General features: G+C 60.2%; 11 protein-coding genes, 3 tRNA genes and 1 CRISPR repeat array (1 of these 15 running past the window's edge). Of the genes, 10 read left to right on the top strand and 4 right to left on the bottom strand.

Annotated elements, in window-relative coordinates; genetic code table 11:
- Positions 1 to 854: a CRISPR direct-repeat array (repeat unit 28 nt; unit sequence GTCCGCCCCGCGCCAGCGGGGATGAGCC); it reaches 1,313 nt to the left of the window's first position.
- Between the two features lie 135 nt (positions 855 to 989).
- Positions 990 to 1,062: transfer RNA gene (locus tag G7Y31_RS09760), tRNA-Lys, on the bottom strand.
- Positions 1,063 to 1,277: 215 nt separating this feature from the next.
- On the opposite strand from G7Y31_RS09760, the gene G7Y31_RS09755 reads away from it, so the two are divergent.
- Positions 1,278 to 2,495, top strand: coding sequence for a L,D-transpeptidase (locus G7Y31_RS09755; protein WP_235922963.1), 1,218 nt, complete (start codon positions 1,278 to 1,280; stop codon positions 2,493 to 2,495).
- A gap of 51 nt (positions 2,496 to 2,546) precedes the next feature.
- Here the strand turns inward: G7Y31_RS09755 and G7Y31_RS09750 are convergent, their stop codons facing one another.
- Entirely contained in the window at positions 2,547 to 4,070 is a 1,524-nt protein-coding gene (locus G7Y31_RS09750; RefSeq protein ID WP_165009662.1) for an alanine/glycine:cation symporter family protein, read from the bottom strand.
- A 324-nt stretch (positions 4,071 to 4,394) separates the two neighbouring features.
- Here G7Y31_RS09750 and orn point away from each other — a divergent pair, with 324 nt between their 5' ends.
- Positions 4,395 to 5,030 (top strand): oligoribonuclease, encoded by a 636-nt coding sequence (gene orn, locus G7Y31_RS09745; protein WP_165009664.1) that lies wholly within the window; start codon positions 4,395 to 4,397, stop codon positions 5,028 to 5,030.
- Between the two features lie 48 nt (positions 5,031 to 5,078).
- Positions 5,079 to 5,151 (top strand) — tRNA-His (locus tag G7Y31_RS09740).
- 112 nt (positions 5,152 to 5,263) lie between these two features.
- Here the strand turns inward: G7Y31_RS09740 and cmrA are convergent.
- Entirely contained in the window at positions 5,264 to 6,073 is an 810-nt protein-coding gene (gene cmrA, locus G7Y31_RS09735; protein WP_165009666.1) for a mycolate reductase, read from the bottom strand.
- 211 nt (positions 6,074 to 6,284) lie between these two features.
- On the opposite strand from cmrA, the gene G7Y31_RS09730 reads away from it, so the two are divergent.
- Positions 6,285 to 6,476: a PspC domain-containing protein gene (locus tag G7Y31_RS09730; protein ID WP_165009668.1), complete on the top strand. Its 192-nt coding sequence runs from the start codon at positions 6,285 to 6,287 to the stop codon at positions 6,474 to 6,476.
- Between the two features lie 394 nt (positions 6,477 to 6,870).
- Here the strand turns inward: G7Y31_RS09730 and G7Y31_RS09725 are convergent.
- Positions 6,871 to 6,944 (bottom strand) — tRNA-Arg (locus tag G7Y31_RS09725).
- A gap of 79 nt (positions 6,945 to 7,023) precedes the next feature.
- Here G7Y31_RS09725 and G7Y31_RS09720 point away from each other — a divergent pair.
- The 6 genes from G7Y31_RS09720 to G7Y31_RS09695 all read left to right on the top strand — a co-directional run bounded on the left by G7Y31_RS09720 (position 7,024) and on the right by G7Y31_RS09695 (position 15,083).
- Positions 7,024 to 9,084, top strand: coding sequence for a bifunctional copper resistance protein CopD/cytochrome c oxidase assembly protein (locus G7Y31_RS09720; protein ID WP_165009670.1), 2,061 nt, complete (start codon positions 7,024 to 7,026; stop codon positions 9,082 to 9,084).
- A 247-nt stretch (positions 9,085 to 9,331) separates the two neighbouring features.
- A complete protein-coding gene (locus G7Y31_RS09715) occupies positions 9,332 to 9,970 on the top strand; it encodes a single-stranded DNA-binding protein (protein WP_165009672.1) in 639 nt (212 codons plus the stop codon).
- Between the two features lie 142 nt (positions 9,971 to 10,112).
- Positions 10,113 to 11,783 (top strand): energy-dependent translational throttle protein EttA, encoded by a 1,671-nt coding sequence (gene ettA, locus G7Y31_RS09710; RefSeq protein ID WP_165009674.1) that lies wholly within the window; start codon positions 10,113 to 10,115, stop codon positions 11,781 to 11,783.
- A 65-nt stretch (positions 11,784 to 11,848) separates the two neighbouring features.
- Positions 11,849 to 12,277, top strand: a complete 429-nt coding sequence (locus tag G7Y31_RS09705; RefSeq protein ID WP_165009676.1) for an acyl-CoA thioesterase — start codon at positions 11,849 to 11,851, stop codon at positions 12,275 to 12,277.
- Between the two features lie 9 nt (positions 12,278 to 12,286).
- Positions 12,287 to 12,991 (top strand): DUF8185 domain-containing protein, encoded by a 705-nt coding sequence (locus G7Y31_RS09700; protein WP_165009678.1) that lies wholly within the window; start codon positions 12,287 to 12,289, stop codon positions 12,989 to 12,991.
- A 1,294-nt stretch (positions 12,992 to 14,285) separates the two neighbouring features.
- Positions 14,286 to 15,083, top strand: coding sequence for an ABC transporter ATP-binding protein (locus G7Y31_RS09695; protein ID WP_165009680.1), 798 nt, complete (start codon positions 14,286 to 14,288; stop codon positions 15,081 to 15,083).
- Position 15,084 lies beyond the last annotated feature (1 nt).

Genomic DNA, 15,084 nt, shown 5'->3' with positions numbered 1-15,084 from the left:
ATGCCGAGCTAGTAGCACTTCCCGCCGAAGCGTCCGCCCCGCGCCAGCGGGGATGAGCCCGTCGCCTTGTGCTACCTTCCGACCCTGGAGTAGTCCGCCCCGCGCCAGCGGGGATGAGCCCGGGGCGTGGAGGGTCTCCGGGTCGGCTAGTTCGTCCGCCCCGCGCCAGCGGGGATGAGCCCACTAGGAAGGCTCGAACGTTCCTGCTACGTGTGTCCGCCCCGCGCCAGCGGGGATGAGCCCTATAGGCCCCGGCGGGAGTGGCGCCATGACCCGTCCGCCCCGCGCCAGCGGGGATGAGCCCCGAGGAAGCTACAGTGTCGGCCGCTACCGCTAGTCCGCCCCGCGCCAGCGGGGATGAGCCCGCTGCTCGGTCATGCGAGCCCGGCGACTACACGTCCGCCCCGCGCCAGCGGGGATGAGCCCCCGCCGAGGTTCCTCTACCTCGACCCGGCGGCGTCCGCCCCGCGCCAGCGGGGATGAGCCCTCTCAGTCACGGCTAGCGCGATAAACGGCACGGTCCGCCCCGCGCCAGCGGGGATGAGCCCGGCAGGGCTTGGCGGCGTGCTTGTTCGTGGGTGTCCGCCCCGCGCCAGCGGGGATGAGCCGTTATGATTGAACTCACGAATGCCCTGCATGATGTCCGCCCCGCGCCAGCGGGGATGAGCCGTATCCACCCTTGCCCTACCGGCGTGACGTCGCGTCTGCCCCGCGCCAGCGGGGATGAGCCCCCCCACCTGGAGCCATGACCTTGGCATCAACAAGTCCGCCCCGCGCCAGCGGGGATGAGCCCTGCGTAGGGCGGAATTTGCGGCCATTCGAGCTAGTCCGCCCCGCGCCAGCGGGGATGAACCCCGGGCTTATGGCGACCATTAGGCCATGGTGATGGTGATTGACCATTAGGCCGACCGCCGGTCGCCGCGTGGTTCCATCGGCAGGCCTGTGGTCACGGCAAAGGCCCGGAAACCGAAGCTTCCGGGCCTGTATTGTGCGCCACCAGGGACTCGAACCCCGAACCCACTGATTAAGAGTCAGTTGCTCTGCCAGTTGAGCTAGTGGCGCTGGCTTGTTGCTCTGTGCTGTGCAACGAGGAATAACTATAACACCGGGGTTTTAAAACGTAAAATCGCCAGGTGACAGGCTGTTTTCTCGGCTACTGCCGTTGGGGCTTGTGGCGGGATATTCTGGTTTGTGGACTTTCGCTCTTCTCCTCGCGCGCGATCCCCATGGCGCGCGGGCGTGGGGCGCCCGTTGATAAGAATTTAAGGCAGCATCACGTGACTTCCCCTCGCCCTTCATTTTGGACTGTCCGGAGCCACCGCACTCATCTGCGCGCTGGAGTGCCGCTCGCGGCGCTGACGGTGGCATCGTTCGCATTGGCTTCCTGTGGCACGCCGGGTGGGGCAGTTGCTGACGATGCCCCCGCAACCGCCAGCTCTGCTGCTCCTGCACCTAAGCTGGCGCCGGAAGTCAGTGTGCGCGACGGGGCCAGCAACGTGGCGGTAGACGTGCCCGTTAAGGTCGAGTCTCGCGGGGAGGGTCTGGCCAAGGTCAGTATGGTTAATGAGGAGGGCCGGGAGGTAGACGCTGAGCTTAGTGGCGATAGCCGGTCCTGGAGTACTACGGAAGTGCTGGGCTATAACCGCACCTACACGCTGGTGGCTAAGGATAAAAACGGCCAGCAGCGCTCGGTGACTTTTACTACGCCCACCCCGGCTTACACCACGGGTGTGGCGTTGAGTCCGCTGCCAGATTCTGAGGTGGGCATTGGTCAGACCATTGGCTTTCGCTTCCAATCCCCGGTGACTGACCGTAAGGCGGTGCAAGACGCGATTACTATTACCACCAGCCCGCAGGTGGACGGTGCGTTTTATTGGCTCAATGACTACGAGGTGCGCTGGCGTCCGCAGTACTACTGGGAGCCGGGCACCCAGGTCAGTGTGGAGGCCAATATCTATGGCTTGGACATGGGCGGTGGGCTCTACGGGGCGCAAGATAATGCCACCAATTTCACCATCGGGGACCGGGTAATCGCTGTGGTTGATGATTCTGCTAAGACCATGAGTGTCTACCGTAATAAGGAGTTGCTGCGGGTCATACCAGTGTCTTTGGGGCGGGACGGCAGCGAGTTTGTTACGCCCAATGGCCGCTACATCATCGGCGATAAGCATGAGAAGTTGCTGATGGATTCCAGCTCTTTTGGCTTAGGGATGGATCAAGGCGGCTATAAGACGATGGTGGATTACGCCACGCAGATGTCTTATTCGGGCATTTATGTGCACGCTGCTCCGTGGTCGGAGTGGGCGCAGGGAAGCACGAACACCTCCCACGGGTGCATCAACGTTACGACAGAGGCGGCGGCGTGGTTCCAGTCTGTGGTCAAGCGAGGCGACATTGTCCATGTGCAAAATACCCAAGGCGGCACGCTGCCGGTGTGGGATGGCTTGGGGGATTGGAACCTGAGCTGGGAAGAATGGTCGGCCGGTAACGCCTAAAAGCCGCCACCACCGGGCGGTGGCAGCGGCTGGCTCAGCAGCGCATGGGGCCTAGGCGCCGGGCTGCGGGGTGTTCTGCTGGTTGAGCGTGGCCTTGCGCTCTACCCAGAACTGGGCATTGGCGATGCCCAGTGCCTCCGGGTCGAATTGCGGGTCCAGGCCGGCTTTCTTCTGGGCGCTGTAGTCCTTGAGGGCCTTGAGCGCCGGGACCTGCAGGAAGAGGATGGCGATGATGTTGAGCCAGGCGGTTGCGCCCACGCCGATGTCGCCCAGGGCCCACGCGGAACCAGGGGTGGTGGTGGCGCCGATGATGACGGAAGCGATGAGCAGCAAGCGCAGTACCCAAATCAAGGCGCGACGGACGGTAGCGCTTTTGATCCAGCGGTTGAAGTAGGCCAGGTTGACCTCTGCCATGTAGTAGTAGGCCAGCACCGTGGTAAATGCGAAGAAGGCAATGGCTAGTGCCACGAAGGAGGGGCCGAAGCCAGCCAGAGCGGAGTTCATGCCTTCTTGGACGAAACCAGGGCCCACGGGGACACCGTCAGGCAGGGAACCGGCGTAGCGGACCGCGCCATCTTCGGATTCGCCCTCGAAGACCTTGTACATGTCAGTGGAGATGATGATGAAGGCGGTGGCAGAGCACACAAACAGGGTATCCACGTACACGGCGAAGGCTTGGACGAAGCCCTGCTTGGCGGGGTGGGAGACCTCAGCGGCCGCTGCGGACTGCGGGCCAGTGCCCTGGCCAGCCTCGTTGGAGTAGATGCCGCGCTTGACGCCCCACATGATGGCCACGCCTAGCATGCCGGAGAAGCCAGCCTCCAGGTTGAAGGCGGACTTGAAGATGATCCCAAAGACGTGGGGGATCTCGGAGAAGTTCATCAGCATGATGATCAGCGCGAAGATGATGTAGAGCACCGCCATGAAGGGCACTACCAGGGAGGCGAAGTTGGCAATACGCTTGATGCCGCCGATAACGATGATTGCCAGGATGCCAGCGAGCACAATTGCGGACCACTTCACCTCTATGCCCCAGGCGTTGTTGATGGCAGAAGAAACGCCGTTGGCCTGGATGCCGGGGAGGAAGTAGCTGGTGGCCAGGATCATGGAAATCGCGAAGATGATGCCGTAGACGAGCATGAAGGGCCCGGCGGCGGTGTGCTTGTAGGCCTTTTCGATGTAGTAGGCAGGGCCACCGCGGTACTCGCCGGTGTCTTGGTCCTTCTCCTTGTAAATCTGGGCCAGCGTACATTCGATAAACGAGGTTGCAGAGCCCAGCATGGCCACGGTCCACATCCAGAACACCGCACCGGGCCCGCCGAAGGCAATGGCGGTGGACACGCCGGCGATGTTGCCCACGCCCACGCGTCCGGCCAGGGAGATCATCAGCGACTGGAAGGAGGAAACGCCGCTATCGGATTTTTCGCCGTTGGCTATTTGGCGCAGCATGTCGGGGATGCAGCGCACCTGCAAGAACTTGGTGACTATGGTGAAGTACACACCTGCGCCCAAGCACAAAAACACTAGAGCCGGGGACCAGATTATGTTGTTGAGGGCGTTGATAAACGCTTCCATGTCAGGCCTTTCTTTTGGACAGTTCATCCCTCGCGGTTGCCGGAGGAAGTCAGCGAGACTAGTTAGTATCCTGCCTCACCCGAGTAGATCCGTGTGAGGGCAATCACCAACAGATCCGCCTCGGGGTGTACGATAGCCTAAATCTATCGGACTGCAGAAATACTACTTCCTGCGGCTTTGTTCTCGCAGCGCTTTCCGCGAACTTTGCAAAGAAAAGTTTTCACAGGCGGCTGAATTACCCCCATGCGGGGGAGGTGTGGCAGGGGGGAAAGGGGAGGGGGAGGGCGCATCGGCAAGCTAAGACTCCCGGGCTAGACTGGCCACATGAGTTCTGACATTGCCGCTAAGCATGACCGTCTGGTGTGGATTGACCTGGAGATGACCGGCCTGGACCCCGCGCGCCACGTGATTGTGGAGGTGGCCGCCGTGGTCACGGACGCTGACCTGAACATTCTGGGCGAGGGCATTGATCTGGTGGTGCACGCCACGGAGGAACAGCTGGCGGCGATGGATGACTTTGTCACGCAGATGCACGGCAGCAGCGGCCTGACGGAGGAGATTCGCGCCGCCAGCACCAGCATTGAGCAAGCCGAGGAAGCCGTGCTGGCACTGATTGCACAACACTGCGACCCGGAGCACCCCGCGCCGCTGGCGGGAAATTCCATCGCCACGGACCGCAGCTTTATCCGTGCCTACATGCCGCGGCTGGACGCCGCGCTGCACTACCGGATGGTGGATGTGTCTACGATTAAGGAGCTATCGCGCCGCTGGTTCCCCCGGGCCTATTTCCAGCAGCCGGACAAGGGGATGTCACACCGCGCGCTGGCGGACATTGTGGAGTCTATCCGGGAATTGGACTACTACCGCCGCAGCGTCTTTGCCCCTGCGCCCGGCCCAGATACCGAGCAAGCCGCCGCTGCCAAGGAAGCCGCGACCGCCGCCTACCAGGCGTTTTTGTAAACCTCGGCGGATGGGTTAATCTGTTCATCGCTGCAAAGCGCGGCAATGGTGGCTGTAGTTCAGTTGGTAGAGCACCAGGTTGTGATCCTGGGTGTCGCGGGTTCGAGCCCCGTCAGCCACCCCGAAGAGAAGTCCCGGCTTACCCGTAGGTAGGCCGGGACTTTGCTTGTGTCATCTTCGCCTTATGGCCCGGCCCGGCCCTGGCCTTATGGGGCCTAGGCCTAATGGCCCACTTATGCCATCTTTGCGTAGAAACGGCCAATCAACGGCGCCACCACCGGAGTGGGCAACACCGCGCCTATGGCATTGAGCGCCTTCGACAGCGGGCCGGGCACCACGCGGCGCTGATTGCGCGCCATTGCCGCCAGGGTCTCCTCCGCGCAGGACTCGTATGTGGTCCACAGAAAGTCCGGGACCACCTTGTCCACGATGGACTGCTCGGCTTCCGGGATCTCCGCCTCTCGCACAGGGCCTGGGGCCAACAAAGTGCAGGTCACGCCGCTGCCTTTGAGCTCGTAGTGTAGCGCCTCTGTGAACGCGTTCACTCCGGCCTTAGTAAAGACATAGGTGGCGTTGTTGGGGATGGACACATTGCCCGCAGCGGAACCGACGTTGCAAATCGCCCCGCGGCGTCGCGGCAACATTTGCTCCAATGCCGCGCGGGTCAACCGGTGCACAGCCGTCCCGTTGAGCTGGAACTGCTTGGTCTCATAGTCCCAGTCCTGGTCCATAAACTTGCCAAAGCTGGCAATGCCCGCGGAGTTGACCACTATGGAAATCTCCCGCTGGCCCATATACTCGATTACCCGGTCAACCTCCTCCGGCTGGGCAAGGTCTGCTGCCAAGACTTCCGATGCCGTCCCCAACTCCTGCAGCTGTCCCGCCAGGCCCTCGAGGACTTCCTGGCGCCGGGCCACCAGAATGGTGTTGTAGCCGCGGCGGGCAAGTTCCTTAGCCATTGCGGCGCCGATTCCCTGGGAAGCTCCGGTAATCAGCGCATAGGAGTCTCGCGTGGGGGCGGGTAGTTTGCTGGATTTTGCCATGTGGCTGGGTCCTTTCGGGTAGCGGTTAGGGTAGTCAATACAGTGCGTCTGTGGAACCAGCGTAGACGCTTGCGCGAAGTTCAGGGGAGGCTCAGGGGAAAATCAGGGCAAACCCGGATGTGCTGGGGGCCTGGTTCTGGTGAAATGGACAGTGTCCCCAAGAATTTGACCGTCAACTAACCGCTTATAAAGCGTTCATTTAAGGAGAACCATGGCCAAGCGCATTTACCGTTCCCGTACAGATTCCCACTTGGGCGGAGTGTGTGGAGGGATTGCGGAATTCCTCGACGTTGACTCCACCATTGTCCGGCTGATTTTCGTCCTTGCAACCTTGTTGGGATTCTCCGGTCTCCTGGCTTACCTCATCGCCTGGATCATTATTCCTGCGGCGCCGGGGTACTAAATTTGGGCGTGCAGGCTTGCGGCCTGCCGCCAAGTTCACAGCCTCTGTTTATGAAATTTTCAGAAAAGTCTGTCATAATCGATACCGTGCGCTGGTGACTAGCGCATGAGAGATAGAGAGAACCCCCGCTTCCTTAGGGGTCCGGCGTGAGACACCGGAGATTAAGGAAACCTTGAGAGAGATAGAGACAACTCCGGGGTCGGCCACTTTTGCGGTGAGGCGGCCCCGGAGTTGTTTTCGCCCTGGGCTCTGGGCTCTGGGCTCTGGGCTCTGGGCTCTGGGCTCTGGGCTCTGGGGTTGTCGCTGTGTACGTCGAGGGTGTCCATGGGACTGAAAATCCCCCTAGTAACAGAGAAGTCAGAGAAATCTCTGCATGACCACGCAAATGAAAAAGTGCCCCCAGCAGGATTCGAACCCGCGACACATGGGGTAGAAACCCACTGCTCTAATCCACTGAGCTATGGAGGCTGGCGGTTTAGCAGTCTACAACACGCCTGCCGCGCGCGAGGGTTTTACCCCAGTCAGGCAGGACCGTAGAATCCCGGGTATGTCCCGCTTGCTGCTGCCTGCCGAATCTGCCGATGCCCCCTCCCCTTCCACTCGTGCCCGGGGTTCCCGGTCCTTCTACCTGCTGGCGGCGGTGGTTGCTGGCGTGGTGGCCGGTGGTATTTCGGCGTTCTTCTTGGCGGACTCCCTGGCGGTGCTGGGTATTCCGGACCCGGGACGGCTGACAACGTTTGGGCTGCCGTTTATTCGCGCGGTGGCGTGGGTGCTGATGGCGGTTGCAGTCGGCGCATTTTTGTCCGCGGCGTTTTTGATCCATCCAGCAGTGGGGGATAACGAGGAACTCTACCGGGCCCGGTTGAGTGTGGATGGGCACATTGCGGCGCGCACCGGCGGCTGGGCCAGCCTGGGCGTGGTGGTAGCCAGTCTGTTGCAGGTTCCTTTGGTGATGTCGGACTTAACGGGCACGCCGTTGCTGCAGGTGCTCAACGCCCAGATGTTTTCCCTGGCGTTTAACCAGATTGCGACGGCCCAGGTGTGGTTTGTAACTGCGCTGCTGGCTGCCGTGGTGGCAGTGGGCGGGCTGGTGTCACAGCGCTGGGCAGCACAGCCGCCGCTGTTGGTGCTGGCTGTGCTGATGGTGGTGCCGTTGGGAATGGAGGGCCACTCTGCTAGCGGCGGTGACCATGACTTGGGTACTAACTCTTATTTGTGGCACTTGGTGGCCATGATGCTGTGGGTGGGAGGGCTCATGGCCTTGGTGGCCCATAGCCGCCGCCGCGGCCCGGACCCGGAAACCATGGTGCGGCGCTATTCGGGGCTGGCACTGTTTTGCGTGATTGCCATGGCCCTGTCGGGTGTGGTCAATGCCGGGATCCGAGTGGAATTTGGGCGCCTGTTGGAGACGAAGTACGGCTGGATCATCGTGGCGAAGGTAGTGCTCACGGTTGTGTTGGCCCTGGTGGGGTTAGCCCACCGCAGGTTGACCATTCCGCAGCTGAGCGCGCGCCCGGAGCTATTTCGCCGCGTGGCTGTGGTGGAGGTGGTGATTATGGCTGCCACCATCGGTGTGGCTGGCACCATGGGGCGCACCCCGCCACCGCCGCCGCGGGATCCGAACTTGAACGCCATGCAGATTCAGCTCGGCTATGAGCTGCATCAGGCGCCTACATTCTGGAATGTGTGGACCATGTTCCGCTTTGACGTGCTCTTTGGCACGCTCGGTTTGTTGTTGGCGGCGTGGTACGTCTGGGCGTTGATCCGCGTGCAACGCCGGGGTTTGAGTTGGCCGTGGCAGCGCACCGCCTGGTGGATGGGCGGCGCGCTGGGGCTAACGGTGGTAATGAGCAACGGAATCGGCATGTACATCCCGGCCCTGTATTCCATGCACATGCTGGGGCACATGGTGTTGTCCATGGTTATTCCGCTCTTCTTGGTCCTGGGCGCACCGCTGACGTTGGTGATGGAAGCCTGGGAGCCAGCCTCTGCGGGCAAGCCGGGGGCACATGAGTGGGCGGTGGCGCTGACTAAGTCCCGTGCCTTGCGGGTTGTTACTCACCCGGCGGTGAACTTGCTGCAGTTCCTGTTCTTCTTTTACGTGGTCTACATGTCCTTTAGCCTCTACCAGTTTGCGATTTCTGAACACGCGGGGCACGTGATTATGAACGCGGTCTTCTTGGTCTCTGGCTACATCTATTTCTGGGAAGTCATTGGCCCGGACCCGCTGCCGCACCGTGCGCCCACGAACGTGCGCACGTTTATCCTGTTCATCTCCATGCCCATTCATCTATATGCGGGGGTGTATCTGATGCAGCTGGGCCAGATTTTGGGCGAGGAGTTCTACATGTCGTTGAACCTGCCGTGGGAGCCGGATCTGCGCCAGGACCAGCGCGTGGGAGGCGGCATAGCCTGGGGCTTTGGGCAGTTCCCGCTGGTGATTGTCTTTGGCAAGCTCTTTGTGGAGTGGCTGCGTGATGATCTTTTTGAGGCCCGCCGCCACGACGCCAAAGCCGATCTCGATGGTGACGCTGACCTGCAGGAATACAACGCCATGCTGGCCGCCTTAGAAAAAGACGGCAACACACAGCACTATCGGCAGCTGTAGTCAAGGGGATCGCGGAAAAAACTTCCAAAACGGCAAAGATTTTTCGCCCCTGTGGATAACTAGTGACGAATCCGGTGACGTATTGCTTAATCAAGTGTGCATCGGGCCCAGGTAGAGCGAAGTTATCCACAGGCAGAAAAACTTCCCCTTGCCAAGAGTTGTGCAGTTGGCCAGTATTCGAGGTGTGACGCCACTTCGGCGCCTACAACCCACTGGATACTCCATAGTTTGGAAAGGAACTGCACTGATGTCTCAACTACCTGTGACGCTGACCGGCCACCTAGCTACTGACCCGCACCTGACTCGCGTGAAGAATGGCAACTACAAACTCTCCATGCGCCTGGCGTCTTCGCGCCGCTATACCACTAATGACGAGCATCAGGGTTTGCAGTGGCATGATGCCGATCAGCTTTTTGTTGATGTCGAGGCCTGGGGCAAGCTGGCGGAAAATGTGCGCCGCTCCCTCAAGAAGGGCCTGCCGGTTATTGTGGTGGGCTCGCTCAATACGGCGTCCTGGAATGAGGGCGACAATCGGCGCTCGCGGCCCTATATCCGCGCTACTCACATTGGCCCCGACCTCAACCGCTTCCTGGTGGGCACCCTGAAGGTGGACCATAATCACGTCCCCGACGGGGTGGACATGCCAGATCCCATGGCTACCATTGTGGACCGCGACTTAACTGCCAAGTCTGCCGATGCCTCTGATCGCTCCGCCGATGCCTCCGCTACCGCCGCTGCCACCTCCGCCGCTGCTACCGGCACTGGGACGCAGGGGCTGGGGGAGGGGGCATCGGCAGACTCGGGGGCGCCTGGCACCCAGCCGCCAGACGCAGGCCACTTAGACAAGGCACTGGTGGGCGCGGGGCAAGCGAACCCGCCGTTCTAAGCCCCGCCCGCGGGTGGAAGGGTGGGGGAGCCTGCGCGAAGTCCCGGCCTGCTGTAGGCTTTGCTATGTTTGCATGTTGCGCGGGGTTGGCTCAGGTGCCATCCGCGGGCAACTGACCCGACTTCGAGTTCAAAGGGGAATAATGGGCGAGTTCATCTACACGATGAAGAATGTGCGCAAGGCTATTGGTGACAAGGTCATTTTGGACAACGTCACCATGGCCTTCTACCCGGGCGCCAAGATTGGCGTGGTGGGCCCAAATGGTGCCGGTAAGTCGTCGATCCTCAAGATCATGGCCGGCATTGACCAACCTTCTAACGGCGAGGCTTTTATCGATCCGGGCAAGACGGTAGGCATTTTGCTGCAGGAGCCGCCGCTGAATGAGGACAAGACGGTGCGCGGCAACGTTGAAGAAGGCCTGGGGGACATCTTCGAAAAGAAGCAGCGCTTCGAGGCCATCGCAGAAGAGATGGCTACCAATTACACCGATGAGCTCATGGAAGAGATGGGCAAGCTCCAAGAGGAGCTCGACGCAGCGGATGCCTGGGAGGTTGACTCCAAGATCGAGCAGGCCATGGATGCCCTACGCTGCCCGCCGTCAGATGAGGCAGTGACCAACCTCTCTGGTGGTGAGCGCCGCCGCGTCGCACTGGCTAAGTTGCTGTTGTCGGAGCCGGACCTGCTGTTGCTAGACGAGCCCACCAACCACCTGGACGCGGAGTCGGTGAACTGGCTAGAAAAGCACCTGGAGTCCTACCCCGGTGCAGTGCTGGCCGTTACACACGACCGTTACTTCCTGGACCACGTTGCGGGTTGGATTTGTGAGGTCGACCGCGGCAAGCTCTACCCCTACGAGGGTAACTACTCCACCTACCTGGAGAAGAAGTCTGAACGCCTGGAAATTGCCGGCCAGAAGGACAAAAAGCTGCAGCGCCGCCTGAAAGAAGAGTTGGCGTGGGTGCGCTCCGGGGCGAAGGCCCGTCAGGCGAAGAACAAGGCTCGTCTGCAGCGCTATGAGGAAATGGCGGCAGAAGCCGAGCAGTACAAGAAGCTCGACTTTGAAGAAATCCAGATTCCTACCCCGCCGCGCCTGGGCAACAAGGTAGTAGAGGTAAACAACCTGGTCAAGGGCTTTGATGGTCGCGTGCTAATTAAGGACTTGTCCTTTACCCTGCCGCGCAACGGCATTGTGGGCGTGATTGGCCCTAATGGTGTGGGTAAGTCCACGCTCTTTAAGACCATCGTGGGCCTGGAGCAGCCGGATGATGGCAGCGTGGAAATTGGAGAGACCGTCAAGCTGTCCTACGTGGACCAGGGTCGCGAAAACATCGACCCGGAGGCCACCGTGTGGGAAGTCGTCTCCGATGGCCTGGACTACATCCATGTGGGTCAAAATGAAATGCCTTCGCGCGCCTACCTGTCTGCCTTTGGTTTTAAGGGCGCTGACCAGCAAAAGCCGTCCAAGGTGCTCTCCGGTGGTGAGCGTAACCGCCTGAACCTGGCCCTGACGCTGAAAGAGGGCGGCAACCTGATCCTCCTGGATGAGCCCACTAACGACCTGGACGTGGAAACCTTGGGTTCGTTGGAGAACGCGCTGGAGAAGTTCCCGGGCTGCGCCGTGGTCATTTCCCACGACCGCTGGTTCCTGGACCGTACTTGTACACACATCTTGGCCTGGGAAGGCAACGTTGAAGAGGGCAAGTGGTTCTGGTTCGAGGGCAACTTCGGTGATTATGAGAAGAACAAGGTGGAGCGTTTGGGTGAGGAAGCTGCGCGTCCCTCGCGTGTGACGCACCGCAAGCTGACTCGCTAAGCTGTTTGCTCATCCCGCTACGCTGTCGCGCACTAACTGTCGCACACTAAGGAGAAACTAACCCCGTGTCGGAACACCACAAGCACCGCGTGGCCGTTCGCTGGTCTGATTTTGACCGCTACGGTCACATGATGAACGCCAACTATGTGGAGATTGCACAGGAAGCACGCCTGTCTTTTGCGCAGGCGCATATCTTCCCGTCTATCCCTACGTTCGCCGCGTTTGTTCGCCACCTGGAGCTGGATTATAAAAATCCCATTGCCCCGCAGGGGTTGGCGGCGGTAGAGGTGGAGACGTGGGTGACCCGCGTGGGTAATTCTTCGTTTACTACCCGCCAAAACATCCGCGTGCCCGATGGCCCGGTGGCGTGTGAGGTTGAGTGCGTGCAGGTGGCGGTGGATATGAACTCCGGGCTGCCGCGCCCGTTGACGCAGGAGGAGCGCGACATTATTTCCAGTACTCCTTCTGAGATTCTCGCTAATTCTGCTGAGTAACCGCCCGCCATGGCAGAACCTACGCTGACTATTACCAGTGGGGGCGCCGGATTACGGGCCCTGCTTTCGCGTGCGGCGGGCTTGGATACGCATGCGACGCTGCGCGCGCGGCAGCTCACCGACAGCGTGGTAGATGTCTTTGTGACCACGCCTTTTGACGTTATTGCCTCGCGCCGGGTGGCTGGCCGGCTGAGCCAGGAGGGGGTCAGCGCCTCCGCTGCGCGGGTGGCGCAGGCTTTGGCCGATGCTCATTCTGGCACCGCCGCCGAGTCTGCCGATGCCCCTTGCCTCATCCCTCTTGGTCCCGCCCAGGATGCTGCCTGGCCCGGCGCCCTGCCGCCTGCTGCGGGTTTTCGTCTATTGGATACATTGCCGGTCACGGTGGTGCGCCAGCTTGCCGATGAAGGCCAGGCCCTAACCCGGCAATTCTCCGGCCCGGCCGGACCGCCCGCTAGTTTGCTCTCGCAGACGGTGGTTACAGTAAGCTCTGGTGGTGCGGATGACCAGTCCGGGGGTGGCGGGCAGGCAAGCGTAGACATTCCCATGCGCCTGATTTTTGCGTGTACAAATTTGGGTCTGATTCCGGGGTGGGGTGCAGCGGATAATGTGCCCCGCTACCTTCGGGTTTCCGCTGCTGGCCGGTGGGTGCGGGTGGATGCACCCTTTGGGACGGTTTACCATTCCAAGCGTTCGCTGCTGCTCTCTCCGCTTTAAGGCAGCGCAGTGGGCTAAGCACAGCTGCGCTCTTTCCAGGAGAATTGCTCCAACCTTCAATATCCGCCGATTTCCTGGCGAACACACGCTCTGCTGTTGGCCCGTACTCGAGGGGGTGCACCGCCTTCAGACTCCTTCCTGTGTCTAGGAGTTGTGGCGAGCGGGGGGTTGTGTCAGTCGCCTGGGAGGTGCTTGGAAAGGGTCGGTTGTTCGCCGTTCGGGGGTAGCAATTTCAGGTAGGCGGAGAGTTGTCGTTGAGCTAACCCGGGTCGGCGTGTCCGGTGAGATCGGATCCCTAGGGCAAGGACTAAAAGGTGTCAATACTTTTAATTGTCCTCATTTGGTGGCGGTGGTTCTTTGCTTGCGACTTTGATAGGTACCTGCGTTCTAGTGGAATCCAAAGTATTTATATGTGCACCGGGTGGCTCTGGGAATTGCTTTTGCGAGCGGATAGTTCTTACTGGAAAGTTGCTTACGCTGGGACGGTGATTGTTGCAATGGTCCTGGCGTGGAGGGGGTAGAGGACAGGTTTTATTGGCTCCGCCCCTTGACAGTTTCCAATCTCACAGAATACGGTGACTGTAACGAGTTGCACGAAGCCGATTGCCCTGGCAGTTAGCTCCACGACGTGTGGTTCGTGTCTATGTCCCGGGACTTCCTGGTCCCTTGAGATTCCTGAAGGAGGAGTCTTGAAAAAGCTAATTGCTTCTGTTGCGGGTGCTGTAGTCGCTGCAGCAGCCTTCGCGTCCCCGGCTTTTGCCAGTACTATGCCGGATGATTTTTCCTGGGTGACCAGCGACAGGCCAGCAACCGCGCCGGATTTTGACAACAGGATCCCGGAAGGGGCTCAACTTTTTGGGGCGGTTCAGCAAAACCCCGGTGGGTGCACATTGGTTGTGTGGGAGGTGTCGCAGAATCCCAATGGTCCATGGCTGGGGGCTCGTGGTGGACGTGAGGGGTGCATTAATTACGCCGAGTATACGGTTCGGATCAAGAAGCATGTTCGGTTTGGGCCCGATAAAACTATTGCAACAGCGTGGGGAAGCGGCAACACTACAGAAGTCGCGTCCGGGCATTGTGATGGCCGCGCTATCTACTATGCCGAAGTCGAAAGCTCTACGGGAAATAGGTTCTCGGGCGGGGAGCGCAGCACACTGTGCTAGCAGTGGCACGTCGCACTCATCGAGGTCAGTGGAGCTGAATACATGAGTGGAAGTCTACGGGAGCGCGTTGCCGGCCCAGATGGGTGGGCGGTGCGCTCTCGCTTCCTCATTTCTATATCTGGGAGGTTGTTGTGATTTCTGTTGAAAATGTGCGCCATAGTTATGGCAAAGGCGGCCGGACTGTGGAGGCATTGAAGGGGGTTTCCACTTCTTTCGGTGCTGGAACGACAGCATTATTGGGGCCCAACGGTTCGGGCAAGTCGACGCTGATGAACATAATCGGCACTACCATTGTGCCAACTGAGGGGCGCCTGTTTCTTAATGGTGTCCTTGTGGGACGGAGTAGTCTTGAAGAGTATCGGTCCCAATTGGGGGTGGTTCCGCAGCATATTGATCTGCCGAAGCGAATGCGCGTGTGTGACGTGTTGAGCTACTTGTGTTGGGTGCACGGGGTTCCGAAGGCTTCGGCTGCTTCTGTGATTGATTCTGTGCTCGAGCGGTTGGAGTTGGCGGACAAGCGTGGTTCGCGGGTGGGGGACTTGTCTGGCGGGCAGTTGCGGCGTGTGGGGTTTGCGTGCGCGATGGTCCACCAACCGTCAGTGTTGTTGTTGGATGAGCCTACGGTGGGTCTAGATCCAGAGGTGAGGCTAGAAATACGGCATTTGATTGCGCGGCTGGCTACTAACGCGACGGTGGTGTTGAGTACGCATTTACTGGAGGATGTGAGCTTTTTGAATCCTGCCGTGGTGATGATCAATGCCGGTGAAAAGGTCTTCGAAGGCTCGTTTGAGCAGTTTGTAGCTGCGCTTCCTGCTGGAGGCGATGTGCGTGAGTCCTCGGTGGAGCAGGCTTACCAGCAAATGCTGCGTGGAGGTGCTGCTTCTCATCAGGGGCCGCTCGCTGGAGAATCTTGGAGTGAGCAACGATGAG

Origin of the sequence: Corynebacterium lizhenjunii, assembly GCF_011038655.2 — a bacterium.
GTDB classification, from domain to species: domain Bacteria; phylum Actinomycetota; class Actinomycetes; order Mycobacteriales; family Mycobacteriaceae; genus Corynebacterium; species Corynebacterium lizhenjunii.
Note: the sequence above shows the minus strand (reverse complement) of the source record. Positions and strands in the feature narration are given on the sequence as shown.

What these genes read in the sequence shown, in the direction of transcription:
- cmrA (WP_165009666.1), bottom strand. Translation starts at nt 6,073, where the DNA reads ATGGCAAAATCCAGCAAACTACCCGCCCCCACGCGAGACTCCTATGCG.
- G7Y31_RS09715 (WP_165009672.1), top strand. Translation starts at nt 9,332, where the DNA reads ATGTCTCAACTACCTGTGACGCTGACCGGCCACCTAGCTACTGACCCG.
- G7Y31_RS09720 (WP_165009670.1), top strand. Translation starts at nt 7,024, where the DNA reads ATGTCCCGCTTGCTGCTGCCTGCCGAATCTGCCGATGCCCCCTCCCCT.
- G7Y31_RS09700 (WP_165009678.1), top strand. Translation starts at nt 12,287, where the DNA reads ATGGCAGAACCTACGCTGACTATTACCAGTGGGGGCGCCGGATTACGG.
- orn (WP_165009664.1), top strand. Translation starts at nt 4,395, where the DNA reads ATGAGTTCTGACATTGCCGCTAAGCATGACCGTCTGGTGTGGATTGAC.
- ettA (WP_165009674.1), top strand. Translation starts at nt 10,113, where the DNA reads ATGGGCGAGTTCATCTACACGATGAAGAATGTGCGCAAGGCTATTGGT.
- G7Y31_RS09730 (WP_165009668.1), top strand. Translation starts at nt 6,285, where the DNA reads ATGGCCAAGCGCATTTACCGTTCCCGTACAGATTCCCACTTGGGCGGA.
- G7Y31_RS09750 (WP_165009662.1), bottom strand. Translation starts at nt 4,070, where the DNA reads ATGGAAGCGTTTATCAACGCCCTCAACAACATAATCTGGTCCCCGGCT.